Genomic DNA, 14334 nt, shown 5'->3' on the forward strand with positions numbered 1-14334 from the left:
ATTTTTCATAATTTACTAGTCCATAATCCATTTATCCAAATGGATAGCTGTATTCATGGTCGTGCACAATAGAAAATGGTTAATTCAATTCGTTTGCCATAAATGTAATCTTTTGATTTTTAGGGTTTTGTTCTGGTTTTTTTTAAACCTAAATGTTCGGAAACGGACAGTTTGGTGTCCGTCCCCGAACAAATTGGTCTTATTCGCTTCTTAATGTTTTCACGGGGTTTGCCCAGGTTGCTTTGATCGCTTGATAACTAACTGTCAACAAGGTAATGACTAAGGCTGTTAAGCCTGTAACCGCAAATACAGTCCAGGTAATTGATATACGATAGACATAATTTTCAAGCCAAGATTCCATTAGGAGATAAGCCAAGGGGGCAGCAACAAGAAATCCGATCAATGTTAACCAGATGTATTCGGTACATAATAATCTCCATAAACCAAGTTCTGATGCGCCAAGAACCTTACGGATACCAATTTCTTTTTCACGTTGCTCGGTTAGAAATGCCACCAGAGCATATAGTCCAAGACAGGAGATCAGTATGGCGAGCCCCGTAAAAATACTGGTCAGGCTTTTGATCATTTCCATTTGCTCAAATTGCTTGGCGTATTCTTTATCTGTGAATGCATAATCAAAGATGAGATCTGGATCAAAGCGATTGAATTGTTGTGCGATTGCTTTCATTGTCTGACTGATATCTTGCTGTTCATTCAGTCTGAGTGTTATTTTATTTTTTGGTAGAAAATCAAGAAAATAGGCTGTTGGCGTAATCGACTTAAATGGGGATTCAGATAAGGTATTCTGTATAATACCGATAATTGTGTAGTTAATCCCTCTTTTAGACAATTGTTTGCTTGTCAGATCTGTAACCCCCATAAATTTGGCCGCAGCTTCATTGATGATTACTCCCGTGGAATCTGTCTTAAAATCCTTGGAGAAATTTCTTCCCTTCAAAAAATTCCATTGTACAGTGTTGGCAAAGTTTTCATCTACGGTGAAAATGCCCATAATGGATCCTTCCTTTGTTTCATTCCCCTGCCAGTTAAAACCACCGCCAGTTAAAGTGAGCTTATTGACAAAACTCGAAGTGAGTGATGCCTCCTGAATCAGGCCTTGATCAATCAATTCTTTTCTTAGGATCTCAAAGTTTTTGGAAATTAACTGACTGCTGCTAGTAACGTTTACTAAGTTTGAACTTTTATAACCGATCGGACGGTCTTTTGTATAGTGCAATTGTTTGATCACCAGATAGGTTGCAATCATCAAAAAGATGGAAATCGCAAATTGTACAACAACCATTCCCTTTCTGGCATTGAATCCTCTTTTGCCGATGTTCATCTTTCCTTTGAGCGCAAGGATCGGATTAAAAGAGGATAAGAATAGCGCAGGGTAAATTCCAGCCAGGATTCCAACAGAGAAAATCCCCAAAAAGGAGTATAGGTAGAATTGAATACTCGTAAATGGAATAGCTAATGTGGTTTTGGTAATGGCATTTATCCACGGAAGAAGCAAAGTGCTTATTATAAGCGCTATCAGAAAAGCACAGGATACGGACAGGATGGATTCAACTAAAAATCCGGTAATCAGTTGCCGGCGGTTGACACCGACCGATTTTAAAATACCAATTTCCTTTCCTCTTTTTAAACTTCGGGCCGTACTGAGGTTAATAAAATTGATACTGGCCAACAAAAGAATAAACACACTGATCCAGGCAAACATCCAGACATATTGAATCTGTCCACCGACATTTTTACCATTTTTGAAAGCGTCATAGAGATGCCATTTGGACATGGGGTGCAACAGAATCTCGGGGTTGATATCCGTCAGATTTGTTCTAAAGATGCTGGTTAGTTTATGCTCTATCCCGGGGATATTTTGCGGGTTTTCGATTCTACCAAAGGTACTAAAGAAGCAGTTTGACCATTTTTCGTCTATGCCTTCATTTTTACGGAGGTAATCTACAAACGGCAAAATATACTGCAACCCGTGAAAAGTGTTGTTTTCAGGTATATCTTTATAAACTCCTTGTATCGTATATTGTTCCTTCCCGTTGAGCTGAATAGTTTTCCCGATCACATCAGCCGATCCCATTAGAGCGTTGGCCAATGATTCGGAGATAATGATGCTGGAGGTTGCCGTTGGAGTGAGCGTATTTCCCAGTACAGATTCGAACGAAAATAGTTCTGAAAATTTGCCCATTGCATAAAAGCCAGAGGCATTCAGTTTCTTGTCACCGACTTTGATCGTATTACTTTCCATATCGGTGACCAATGCTAAATCTTGAATTTCATCGGTGAAATCTGATGCAATAACCTTAGCTAACGGAATGGGCGTGGAAGTCCCATCCGTAGATTTTTCACCATTGAAAGTTCCCGTCATCATCATCTGATAAATACTATCATGGTTTTCATAATGCTTGTTGAAGGAAAACTGTTTCGAGATCCACAGTGTACTTACCAATGCGACTGTAATTCCAAGGGATAATCCAAGAATATTGATTGCCGTATTTAGCGGGTTGCGTTTTAAATTTCTAAGTGCTGTTTTTAGGAATAATCGAATCATTTTATGGTGTTGTTTTTGGTCCTTAGATATAAGCTATTCATCGTGCAGACTTTTTACGGGATTGGCGTAAGCAGCTTTGATGGATTGGAAACTAACGGTAAATAATGCAATAGCAATTGTTATCCCACCTGCATATAAAAATATAGTCATGGGGAGTGTCGTTCTAAAGGCAAAGCCATTGAGCCAGTTTATGCTGAAATACAAAGCGATCGGTATAGCGATGACATTGGCCAGAATTACTAAGACTAAAAATTCCTTGTTTAATAGTTTTATAATGTTGAATACGGTGGCTCCAAGAACCTTTCTGATCCCAATCTCCTTGGTTTTGACCTGTGCGGTATAGGTACATAATCCCAGGAGTCCTAGACAGGAGATCAGGATAGCGATCAGTGCGAAGAAATTGAATAAGGTACCTTGTTTCTGTTCATTCGTATATTGCTTTTGGTAGCTTTCATCAAGGAAACTATAGTTCATAGGCATATCATCATAATAGTTTTTCCAGATCTGTTGCATTGAGTTCAAAGCAGATTTGGCTCCGGAAGCTGTTGTTTTGATATAAAGCTGCCAGCAATCTTTGGGGCTGTATTGGAATACCATCGGCTCAATTTTCTGCCTCGCGCTTGCATAATTAAAGTCCTTTACCACACCGATAATTGTTCCGGGAACAGTTCGAATCCGTAGGCGTGTGCCAATGGGATCTTTTAGTCCCATTTCGCGTACTGCCGTTTCATTGACAATAAAATGTGTTGAATCTGCTGTTGAGCCCGTAAAATTACGACCTTGCGTAAGTTTTATCTGAAAAAAGCTAAGCGCAGACTGGTCCGAATACGTAATATTGAACCAGAGATTTGATTTGCTGGGCTTTCCATCCCAATCGTTGTCTCCAGTGGAACCACCCCCATAGACCATATCCCGACCAAGACGGATAACGGCATCAATATCCTTGTTTTTTAGAAGTTCACTTTTGACTGCATCAAAATGCTTAGACATCTTTGGTGCCATGCCAATAGAAATAATATGATCTTTTTCATAGCCTAAATTTTGATGTTTTATGTAATCCAATTGGCGACCGATAACAATTGTCAGGGTAATCAGGATAATAGAGACTGTAAACTGCAAGACAACAAGTATTTTCCGTGCGCTGGAATTTTTTAGGGCAAACCGGCCTTTCAATACCTTAATCGGATCAAATTTCGATAAAAGGAGGGCGGGATATATACTGGTGAGCAGCAATGTACCGATGAGCATGGTCAATATGCTTGTCCATAGCGTAGGATTGCTGAGCTGCAGCGAAATATGTTTTCCGGAGAAGTTATTAAACAAAGGAAGGCAACTAAAAACGATTGCTAATGCCAGGGTTGAGGCAATGGTAAAGAGCAGAGTTGTTTCCAATATAAATTGGAAGAAAAGTTCCTTTTTTCCGGCCCCAATAATTTTACGAATACCCACTTCTTTGGCGCGGGACAAAGAACGTGCAGTAGAAAGATTGATATAATTGATGCTTGCGATGACAAGGATCATGATGGCTACGCCTATAAAAATTCGAACAGTGCCTATCCCCCCATCACTACCGTCCATCTGGTACAGATGTACCTTTGCCAGCGCTTGTGTAACATATGGTACAGGGGCATCTTCGGGTTTATTCCGTTCGTGTATGGATTGTAATTTTTGCGCGATAGTTGCCGGGTTGGCATCTGGTCTCAACTGTAGATAAGTTTCAAACGAAAAATTGGACCAATCTTCATCCATGGAGGATAGAAAGGTTTTATTGTCATAGGTCGTTTTGTTTTTGATATAAGCGTGTTCATTGAATCGCGATATCGGCAGTAAGACCTGAAATTGAAAGGTAGAGTTTTCCGGATAATCGGCAATGACGCCAGAGACAACACAGAGATCTTCAATGCCCAATATTACCGTTTTTCCAATAGGATTTTCATTGCCAAAATAGCGGTGTGCCGTACTTTGGGTGATCACAACGGAATTGTTATCGGGGAAAGGTCGCTTTGGGTCGCCTTGCATTAAAGAAAAGTCAAAAACACTAAAATAGCTAGGGTCCACAAATGCAAGGTTTTTTTCATTGAATCTTTTTTCCTTGTATTTTAGGGCGGCATCACCGATTTTAAATATGCGTACAGCATCTTGGACTTCAGGAATCTCCTTCTTAGCGGAGCTTCCGACAGGAGCAATGATGGACCCAGAGATCCGTTTTGATATGCCGGTGCCACCTTCTATACCAATTTTATAAATGGATCGATGATGTTTATGGAAGCGGTCATAGGATAGTTCATCCTGAATCCAAAGCAATAAGAATATCCCTACAACTAATCCTGCTGTTAACCCTAAAATATTAATGGCGCTATAAAACTTGTTGGAAAAAATACTACGCCATGCGGTTTTTATAAAGTTCTTTATCATTGTTTTAGGATTTAAGTCTTTAATTCATGTTATAAATGAAAGTTCAACTTGATCTATTCGTCTCTCAAACTATTTACCGGGTTAGCTTTTGCCGCCATAATACTTTTGGCTGATAGAACAACGCTTGCGAAAGCAATCAAGCTCAGGGCAGAAAAACCAAAAATCCACGGATTTATTGTAGTGCGATACACGAAATCATTTAACCAATTATGCATAAAATAATAAGCGATGGGAAAGGCAACCAAACAGGCTATGGCAACCAGGGAAAGTAAGTTTCGAAGCAGTAAAAATGTGATCTGGAAAACAGAAGCACCTAAAACTTTACGTATACCAATCTCTTTTGTCCTTTGATTGGCTGTAAATATCGCTAGCCCAAATAAACCTAATCCTGCAATAAATACAGAGAGCCCCACAGCCCAAGATAAGAGCTTAGAGAGCTGTTTCTCTTGTGTATAAAAGTTTTGAATAACCTCATTCAAAAAGCGCAGATCCAGTTCGTCATCAGGGAAAACCGATTTATAACTTAAAGTGATCTTGTCGATCGTGTTTTTCCAGTTTTCAGGATGCGATTGGTCCAATGCGATATGGAGTACATATCCTGTCTTGCTGCCTGTATACAGGACCGGTTTAACCCCTTGTCGTGCAGAAGCCAAATCAAAATCTTCCATTACACCAACGATGATATTTTGTCCATTTTCGAAGGTTTTACCGATGGCATCCTGAGGATTCTTGATATGCAGTAACTCCAGTCCTTTTCTATTGATCAACATTTCACTTGTTGAATCCCGTAAACGGACATTTCTTCCTGCTATAAGTGGAATTTTATAAACATCTAAATAGTTCTCATCACCCGACCGGCCATCGAAGGTCAGAGATTCCTTGTTTGGCGATTGATCGTAAGCGATTGCGGTAGTCATCCAGCCGTTCATTGCAGGGGCGATATTCCCAAAGCTGATGGCCTTGATATCTGTTAGCTTTTTGAGCTCGTTTTTAAGGATGACACCTTTCGCAGAGTTTTGGAAGGCCCCTGGGATGTAGATATTGACAATAGCGTCTTTCTGAAAGCCCATATCTTTATGGGTGACATAGTTGATTTGGCGAACGACAATAAGCACACAAATGAGAAAAGCCTGGGCCATGACAAACTGAAAGATGGTCAGTGCTTTGCGTAGCCACGAGCTGCGGGAAAGATTGGTGTTTTTTCCGAGCTGGTTTTTGAGCGCCAGTACCGGTGCATATCCTGTCAGTACCCAAGCAGGATAAAATCCGGCTAGTAAGGTCACTAAGATCAATTGCCCGAACAGAAAGAAAGCAATAACTGTTTTGTCCAAACGATCCAAATTTAAGTTTTTGGGAATAAATCCTTCAAAGACATGTAAGAATAAAGGAAGCAATAGTACAGCAAGTATCGTTGCGGATAAGGTAATAAGGAATGTTTCCAGTAGGAATTGTTTGATCAATGTCGCCTTAGAACTACCCAGTGTTTTGCGGATGCCAACTTCCTTGGCCCGTTCAATAGACTGAGCTGTGGATAGGTTGATGAAATTCACGGCTCCCAAAGCGAGGAGGAAAAAGGCCAGCAGGATCAGATTGCGAAGCGTTCCCGGGTGAGTAGCGTCATAGTTGAATCTCGTGTCAAAATGCACATCTGCCAACGCTTGTAACTCAAGTTTATCATTGATTTTCTCTCCTTCTTTATATTTATATTTTTGAAGGAGATTAGCGATATTGCGTTCCAGTAGATGAGGATTAGGTTGTGCTTTTGTTTTAATGAGCACCTGATGCGTGTCGGATATACTATTCCATGCGTCCCAGCTATACATATCTTTCAGACTATTGTTTTGTGGGATCGTTGATTCGGCAATGAAGCTGTCAAAATTAAAATCCGAATTATGTTGCGGGTTTTCAATTACTCCGGCCACTTGCAATGGAATACTATCTGCATAGATGACTGTCCTACCGATTACATCTGAGGGGGATTCCTTACCGTAAAATTTTTCTAAAGCCTTTTTTGTAAGCACAATATGGCCAGCTGTATTTAAGGTCTGGGCATTTCCAGCTAACCATTTATAGGGAAAAATATCGAAATATTGACTATTCGTAAAAACGATCTGTTGCTCTTTTGGAAAAACCTGAAATTTGTCTGTCGCCAAAGAAACCTTAAGTTTTTGTACATGGCTACGATAAATAGGAGCTACTGCTTCCAAGTTGGGCAACTCAGCCTGCATGGTGCGTACTAATGGTACATAAACACCGGCGTTTTTGAATTCACCGTTACTGACAACGCGATAGACCTGTTTTTGATTGGAAACATGTTTGTCAAAACTATAATCGTATTGGATCATTAAGAAAATAACAAGAGTCGCCGTAATACCAATCGCGAGACTCGTGATGTTGATGAACGTAATCAACTTATGTTTTTTTAAAAAACGGTAAGCTGTTTTAAGTGAATTTGCAATCATTGTTACTTCGTTTTTTGTTAATCAACGAGCAGCATCGCCGTTAGTTCAATCAGGAGGATTGGTATCAGGTGTTGCTATGCAAAGAGCTAGATCAATTCGTTTGCCATAAGTGTAATGTGTTGTATATGAGTGCTTAATTTTATTTTTAGCACATGTTGGGTTGTTCGAAAATGGACAGTATGTTGTTCGCTTCCGAACAAATAAGGAGTTGTTTTTATAGCTTTTGGCGCGATATGTTTTTTTTATATTGCGCCAAAACTCTGTTTTTTTATAGCTTTTGGCGTGATATGATTTTTTATATTGCGCCAAAACTCTTTTTTTTATTACTTTTAGCATAATATAACTTTGTTTTTATGGGTATTGTTATAGGTAGGTTAGAGGAAATTAGTCTGCTACGTAAAATAGAGCGGTCGGGTGATGCAGAGCTTGTCGCTGTTTATGGACGCCGTAGAGTAGGTAAGACTTATCTCATCAGGAACGGATTTAGTCGACCGTTGGATTTTGAATTTTCAGGTTCTCATCATGCTACATTGAAACAGCATTTGGAGAGTTTTAGCATGGCTCTTGGCAAAACCATGGGCAATATTCCATTGGCAGTGCCAAGTAACTGGCTACAGGCTTTGATATGCTCGAAAACTATTTTGCTCCATTAATAAAAAAGCGGCGATGTATTATTTTTTTTGATGAGTTTCCTTGGATAAATACCGCTAGGTCGGGCTTTATGCCTGCGTTTGAAAATTTTTGGAATAGGTGGGCTTCGCAACAAAAAAACTTGATTGTGGTGATCTGTGGTTCTGCTGCGGCTTGGATGATCAAGAATGTAGTCCGCAACCGGGGAGGCCTCCATAACCGGGTTAGTCGTCGGATACGTCTGCTTCCGTTCAATCTTTCTGAAACCGAAGCATTTCTAAAAAGCAGGAAAGTTACCCTTGATAGGTTTCAACTGATACAGCTCTATATGGCATTGGGTGGTATTCCGCAATATCTTAAAGAAATTGAACCGGGTGAAAGTACAGCACAGGTGATAGATCGTTTATGTTTTCAAAAGGATGGTTTACTACAGGAGGAGTTCAACAACTTGTATCGATCATTGTTTGATGATGCGGTAAACCACATGGACATCATTCGCGCATTGGCAAAAACGAGTGCGGGAATGACGCGTAAGGAAATTATCAAAACCTGTGACTTAACTTCTGGCGGACACGCGACCAAGTTGCTGGAAGAGCTTGCGGAATCAGGTTTTATTCAGCCTTACATCCCTTTCGGCAAGCAATCAAAAGATAGTATTTATAAGCTAACGGACGAGTATTCACTGTTTTACCTTCATTTTATAGCAAACAGTCGGACTAGAACTGCAGGCTCATGGATGAAGCTTGCTGACAAGTCCACTTGGAAAATTTGGAGCGGTTATGCTTTTGAATCGATTTGTTTTAAACATATAGATCAGTTGAAACAGGCGCTGGGAATTGAGGGAATATATACGGAGGTTTCTGCTTGGCGGCAGCGCGGATGGAAGGATGGTGTAGGTGTACAGATTGACTTACTGATTGATAGGCAGGATTTATGTATCAATGTGTGCGAAATGAAATTTTCTGTCAATCCATTTCAATTGACAAAATCTTATGCAGAACAGCTTGGTCAAAAACTTCGTATATTCAAGGAACAATCCAATACACGAAAGACGCTCTTTCTTACCATGGTGACGTCCTTTGGTGTTAGTAATTTGGAACAATATTCAGGCTTGGTACAGAAGTCGTTCACTATGGATGTCCTTTTTGATCGTTGATTATTTTGAACAAATCCACAATCCAATTGCGGATTTGTCCAAAATGGAAAGCTATTTCCGGATCATCATTCGTCCCTTAAACTATTTACCGGATTCAATAGTGCGGCTTTAAATGTCTGGAAGCCTATTGTGATAAATGCGACCAGCGCGACTGATATTATCGCAATCAGGTATGCCCACCAAGGCATCTCGATATGATATACAAAATCATTTAACCAATTACTGAAGAGGTAATAAGCAATCGGCCCAGCAATAAGAAAAGAAAGAATGATTAGTTTGATATAATTTGATGAAAGTAAGTGAATAATGCTCGGAACACTTGCGCCCAGCACTTTTCGGATACCGATCTCTTTGCTTCGTGCCTCGGTTGTATAGGCTGCTAAGCCCAACAAACCCAGGCAGGCTATAAAAAGGGTAAGAAATGAAAACAGGCTCATGACATTGGATGACCGAATTTCATTTTCATATTGATTTTGTACGTGCTGATCTAAAAACGAAAAATCGAATGCAGCTTCGGGTGCAATGGCCATATATATCTTCTTTACCTGTTCAATATATCCGCTAACATCTGTTGTTTTATAACGGATCAGTAAGTTTCGTGCCGATTCGGAAGGATCGTTCATGGTATAATAGCTGTAACCTCCAATTTCTGATTTAAGGTTTGAATAATTGAAATCCTGGACGACACCAGTGATGATAGAATTGGTCGGGCTCATCTCGGTAACAATATGTTTTCCGATGGCCTCCCCGGGAGATTTATACCCTAAAAATTTCAGTACCTTTTCGTTAATCAACACGTAGCACGTAGAGTCTGGACGTCCCCAGATATCGGGCAAATCCGTTCCCGCAAGTAATTTTAATCCAAGCGTATTTACGGTCTTTCCATAGGTAACGCAGCTTAACGTCGGCAGACCTTGCTTGTCCGTTGTTAATTTATAGGTTGTTTTTCCACTTTCGTTACTTCCTGGTATGGACTGTGCGAACGTGGTGGATAGCGTATTTGATAAGCTTTGGACCTGTTGGTTCAGTGTATTGAGTTTTTCATGGCTCCGGAAAGAACGGATAGGGATAGATACCACCTGTTCAGGTTGATAACCCAGATCTTTGTTCCGAATAAAATTCATCTGTGTAAGCATTACACTGATGCCTATGATCAGAATAATGGAAATGGTAAATTGACATATCACCAAAATTTGCCTGACCAAAACTGTTTTGCCCTGTTTGTTATAGCCCTTATTCATCAAGGCTATCGATTTGATTTTCGATAAAAATAAGGCTGGATAGCTGCCGGCAACAAGTGTGATAACAAACCAAGATATGGCTAATATTCCGAGCATATCCCAATTCAGAAGTTGTCGGATAGTAATGTTTGTGCTGCCTATGGTATTAAACAGCGGAATCAGAATAACAGACAGCAGCACGCCAAGGATCATAGCAAAAAGGCTAATCGTTGCGGTTTCAACAAAGAAACGGACAACGAGCTGGCTGCGGGTAGCACCAAGTACTTTGTTTACGCCTACTTCTTTCGCATTTTTTTGTGATTTAGCGGTAGCCAGGTTCATGTAATTGATGCAGGCAATCACGATAACAAGAAACGCAAGGATAGATAGCGTGCGAATGGTATCAATATTTCCCATACGCTTGGTGACGCCCTCCCCGAGATTTGATGAGTAAAGATGTACCTTTAATAATGGTTGTAGGAAAAATTCGGTAAAATATCGGTGATCTTTTTCGACATATTTGTCAATGAGTTTAGTTGCTTCTTGCGCAACAATTGCTGGATCAGCTCCTTTTTTTAGTAATATATAAGTCTCATAACTGGCATTACTCCAATAGACATTTTGCCCCATCCATGAATCCATAATATTCATGACCATATTACAGTCCAGGGTGCTGTTGGCAGGGAGATCCTTGAATACTCCGGTTACCTGTACAGTATCCCTTTGGTTAATGGAAATGAGTTTGCCGAGTGCTTCACTGTTTCCGAACAACTTCTCTTTTGTTGATTGGGAAAGCACAATACTCTTTTTGTTCAGGAACGCTGTATGTACACTACCTTCAATAAATTGGAAGTCAAAGATGGAGAATAGTGTGGAATCTGCAAGGTATAATTGTCTCTCATTAAAATTTTCCTCACCGGCGCGGATGGAAGCCGTTGCTCCAAAGCCATCTTTTACCAACCGTACCATATTATCGACCTGTGCAATATCTGATTTCAATGCGGGGCCCACTGCATTGGGCAGGTTGATCATCTTCTCCCGATTGTATTCCGCCGACAGCTGCATGTGCAACCGGTATATATTATTGGATTTTGTATACATGGTATCAAAACTCAGTTCCTGACGAATAAAGGCAAATAAAAGGAGTGAAACACAGATGCCAATAGCTAATCCGCTAATATTAAGGATGCTGAAAAATCGGTTGGCTCTGATACTCCGCCATGCAGTCTTTATGTAGTTCTTGATCATGATCGTATATGATTGTGTCGTGCTATATATAGTCGGTTTTTGTATTATGTTACTTACTCATCTCTCAGACTGTCTACTGGATTAGCTTTAGCGGCTTTAAATGTTTGATAGCTAACGGTGATCAGGGCAATGAATACAGCTGACAATCCGGCAAAAGCAAACATCCACCATTTTGGTTCAATATGGTACGCAAAATTGTCCAGCCATTTGTTCATCGCTATCCACGATAATGGTGTGGCGATACAGATTGCGATGACCAATAGTCGGATAAAATCGGAAGAAAGCAATAGCACTAAATTATAGATGGATGCACCGAGAACTTTCCGCACCCCGATTTCTTTGGTGCGCTGTTGCGCCGTATAAGTCACAAGTCCAAGTAAACCTAAGCAAGCAATGAAAAGGGCAAGGCTTGAAAATGCGGTAAAGAGTCTTCTAAAATTATAATCGGCTTCGTATTGACGGTTAAAATTATCGTCTAAGAAACTGTACAAAAAGGGACGATGGGGAGCGAGTTCAGCCCATAATTTACCGATTCTGTCGATCGTTTGCTGATTGACATGTTGTAAATTAACGGCTAGATAACGGCTGCTACCCGGTTCAAGACGCAAGGTTAGGGGTTCAATTTTACGATGTAAAGAAAGGTAGTTGAAATCTTTTACAACACCGATGACCGTACCTTCTTTGCCCCATTGTCTGAATTGTTTTCCAATAATGTCCTGTGGGTTTGAGTAGCCCCATAATTTGGCCGCAGATTCGTTGATAACGAGTGAATGAGCGGTATCTGCTGGGAAATCACGTGAATAGGCTCTTCCCGCAACCATCTTGATGCCCATATTGGGGATAAAGTCTATATCTACCTCATATAGGGATGGAGCGAAATCGGTCATTTTGCCATCTGTCGACATAATCTCTGTTCCGGCATTTGGAAAAAATGCTCCCGGTACGGTGCGTGAAGCTGTCACCGACTGCACATCTTTATCTTTTGCAAGTGTATTTTTGATTGCCTCTAAATTGTTGTTGACTTTTTCGTCAAAATTATAGTCGATGATTAGTCGTTGTGCTTTTTGAAATCCAAGATCCTGCTGTTGCAGTTGATTCAATTGCGAAAATACGATTACGGTACCAGCAATCAGTGCGATGGAGAGACAGAATTGGAAGACGACAAGACCCCGACGTAACAATGTCCCGCCCTTACTGCTGCTAAAAGCTCCTTTAAGGACTTTAATTGGTTGAAAGCTTGCCAGGATCAATGCTGGGTAACTTGCCGCTAAAAGTCCGGTGACAGTTGTTGCCAAAAGAAATATTGACCAAGTAGTACCGTTCATTAATGATGAATAAGTCAGGTGTTTTCCAGAAAATGCTTCTAAAAAAGGGAGAAAAGCAAGTACTAGAACAATTGCCAATAATCCACTGAAAAAGACAAGAGCCAGCGATTCGGACATAAATTGGAGAATCAGATTACTTTTATTAGCGCCGATTGCTTTTCGGACACCAACTTCCTTGGCACGTTCCATGGATCTGGAAGTAGCCAGATTCATAAAATTCACACAGGCAATCAGTAGAATAAACCCGCCGATGATCGTAAAAATATACAAATTTTGATAGCTGCCAGTTGCTCCGGGTTGACGATCTGCCGTAGAATGCATATAAGCCTGAAGCATGGGTTCGAGATGGAAATTGTATCTAGAATTGGCATTTTCTTGCACCGGGATATGTCGCTTGAGAAAATCAGGTATTTTTTGATTGAATTTTACGGGATCAAAGTCTTTTGAGGCGAGAAAATAGGTGTAAAAGTCCACATAGCCCCAGCCTTCTTTTTCAAAGACATCTGGTCTTGCTTTTCGGAATGTACTCATTGAGAGCAGAGCATCGAAGGTAAAGTGTGAGTTGGCCGGCACATCTGCCATCACAGCAGTTACGGTATATAAACCTGCATCTGCGCGGCCAGCAGCGAGCCCACCTTCAATGGTTTTGCCGATAGGGTTCTGGTCGCCGAAATATTTTTTAGCGGTGCTTTCTGTTAATACAACGGAATATGCATTTTTTAGTGCTGTATGTGGATTTCCGGCAAGGACTTTCCAGCTGAATACATCAAAGGCCGTTGAATCCATGAAAAATACATTTTCTTCCTGGAACCTATTTTCTCCTTTTTTGAGTAGGATGGACGTTTGCCCAGAGAATTGAACGATCTTGTCTATCTCTGGGAAGTCAGCTTTCAGCGCCTCACCAATTGGGGCATTCCCCCAGATCTGCTGCTGCGATGTGCTACCGACTTCTTTATAGTCATGTACGACACGATAAATGCGGTCTTTGTTGAGATGATATTTATCGTACGAGAGTTCATGCTGTACATAAATAACGATTAGTAAACAACAAGAAAGGCCAATGGCAAGGCCTATGATATTTATGGTGGCATACCCTCTATTCTTGAGAATATTGCGCCAGGCTATTTTAATATAATTTTGTATCATGGTTGCTGTTTTTTGATTTATTCAGTTATGTATGTTATTTGTTTTTAGTAAGATTGCCTTATGAGCTCTTCATTATTTTATGTAATCATCTTTTAAACTATGTATGAGGTTGGCCAATGCCTCTTGTTTGTTAATGAAATAATCGTGTAGAGATCGTAATGGGATC

The 14334-nt window shown here is 40.4% G+C and carries 8 protein-coding genes; 2 read left to right on the forward strand and 6 right to left on the reverse strand.

All coding sequences use genetic code 11. From position 1 onward, the window contains the following. Positions 1-199 precede the first annotated feature (199 nt). Genes G6053_RS04730 through G6053_RS04745 form a run of 4 tightly spaced genes read right to left on the reverse strand, consistent with a single transcriptional unit; the run spans position 200 to position 7779 of the window. Positions 200-2566 (reverse strand): FtsX-like permease family protein, encoded by a 2367-nt coding sequence (locus G6053_RS04730; protein ID WP_108635869.1) that lies wholly within the window; start codon positions 2564-2566, stop codon positions 200-202. 33 nt (positions 2567-2599) lie between these two features. After that, positions 2600-4981: an ABC transporter permease gene (locus G6053_RS04735; RefSeq protein WP_108635868.1), complete on the reverse strand. Its 2382-nt coding sequence runs from the start codon at positions 4979-4981 to the stop codon at positions 2600-2602. Between the two features lie 53 nt (positions 4982-5034). Further along, on the reverse strand, positions 5035-7443 hold the full coding sequence (locus G6053_RS04740) for an ABC transporter permease (RefSeq protein ID WP_108635867.1): 2409 nt from the start codon (positions 7441-7443) through the stop codon (positions 5035-5037). A 45-nt stretch (positions 7444-7488) separates the two neighbouring features. Then, a complete protein-coding gene (locus tag G6053_RS04745) occupies positions 7489-7779 on the reverse strand; it encodes a hypothetical protein (protein WP_146191114.1) in 291 nt (96 codons plus the stop codon). 17 nt (positions 7780-7796) lie between these two features. On the opposite strand from G6053_RS04745, the gene G6053_RS30555 reads away from it, so the two are divergent. Further along, on the forward strand, positions 7797-8096 hold the full coding sequence (locus tag G6053_RS30555; protein WP_206531867.1) for an ATP-binding protein: 300 nt from the start codon (positions 7797-7799) through the stop codon (positions 8094-8096). A gap of 68 nt (positions 8097-8164) precedes the next feature. Then, positions 8165-9229: an ATP-binding protein gene (locus G6053_RS04750; protein ID WP_206531868.1), complete on the forward strand. Its 1065-nt coding sequence runs from the start codon at positions 8165-8167 to the stop codon at positions 9227-9229. A gap of 65 nt (positions 9230-9294) precedes the next feature. Here G6053_RS04750 and G6053_RS04755 read toward each other — a convergent pair whose 3' ends face one another. Further along, positions 9295-11697, reverse strand: coding sequence for an ABC transporter permease (locus G6053_RS04755; protein ID WP_108635866.1), 2403 nt, complete (start codon positions 11695-11697; stop codon positions 9295-9297). Positions 11698-11750: 53 nt separating this feature from the next. After that, positions 11751-14168 (reverse strand): ABC transporter permease, encoded by a 2418-nt coding sequence (locus tag G6053_RS04760; RefSeq protein WP_108635865.1) that lies wholly within the window; start codon positions 14166-14168, stop codon positions 11751-11753. Positions 14169-14334: the final 166 nt, after the last annotated feature.

The organism is Sphingobacterium sp. DR205 (assembly GCF_011064245.1).
Taxonomy (GTDB): domain Bacteria; phylum Bacteroidota; class Bacteroidia; order Sphingobacteriales; family Sphingobacteriaceae; genus Sphingobacterium; species Sphingobacterium athyrii.

Coding starts and splice junctions, on each gene's coding strand:
- G6053_RS04730 (WP_108635869.1), bottom strand. CDS start 2,566: ATGATTCGATTATTCCTAAAAACAGCACTTAGAAATTTAAAACGCAAC.
- G6053_RS04735 (WP_108635868.1), bottom strand. CDS start 4,981: ATGATAAAGAACTTTATAAAAACCGCATGGCGTAGTATTTTTTCCAAC.
- G6053_RS04740 (WP_108635867.1), bottom strand. CDS start 7,443: ATGATTGCAAATTCACTTAAAACAGCTTACCGTTTTTTAAAAAAACAT.
- G6053_RS04745 (WP_146191114.1), bottom strand. CDS start 7,779: ATGCTAAAAGTAATAAAAAAAAGAGTTTTGGCGCAATATAAAAAATCA.
- G6053_RS30555 (WP_206531867.1), top strand. CDS start 7,797: ATGGGTATTGTTATAGGTAGGTTAGAGGAAATTAGTCTGCTACGTAAA.
- G6053_RS04750 (WP_206531868.1), top strand. CDS start 8,165: ATGCCTGCGTTTGAAAATTTTTGGAATAGGTGGGCTTCGCAACAAAAA.
- G6053_RS04755 (WP_108635866.1), bottom strand. CDS start 11,697: ATGATCAAGAACTACATAAAGACTGCATGGCGGAGTATCAGAGCCAAC.
- G6053_RS04760 (WP_108635865.1), bottom strand. CDS start 14,168: ATGATACAAAATTATATTAAAATAGCCTGGCGCAATATTCTCAAGAAT.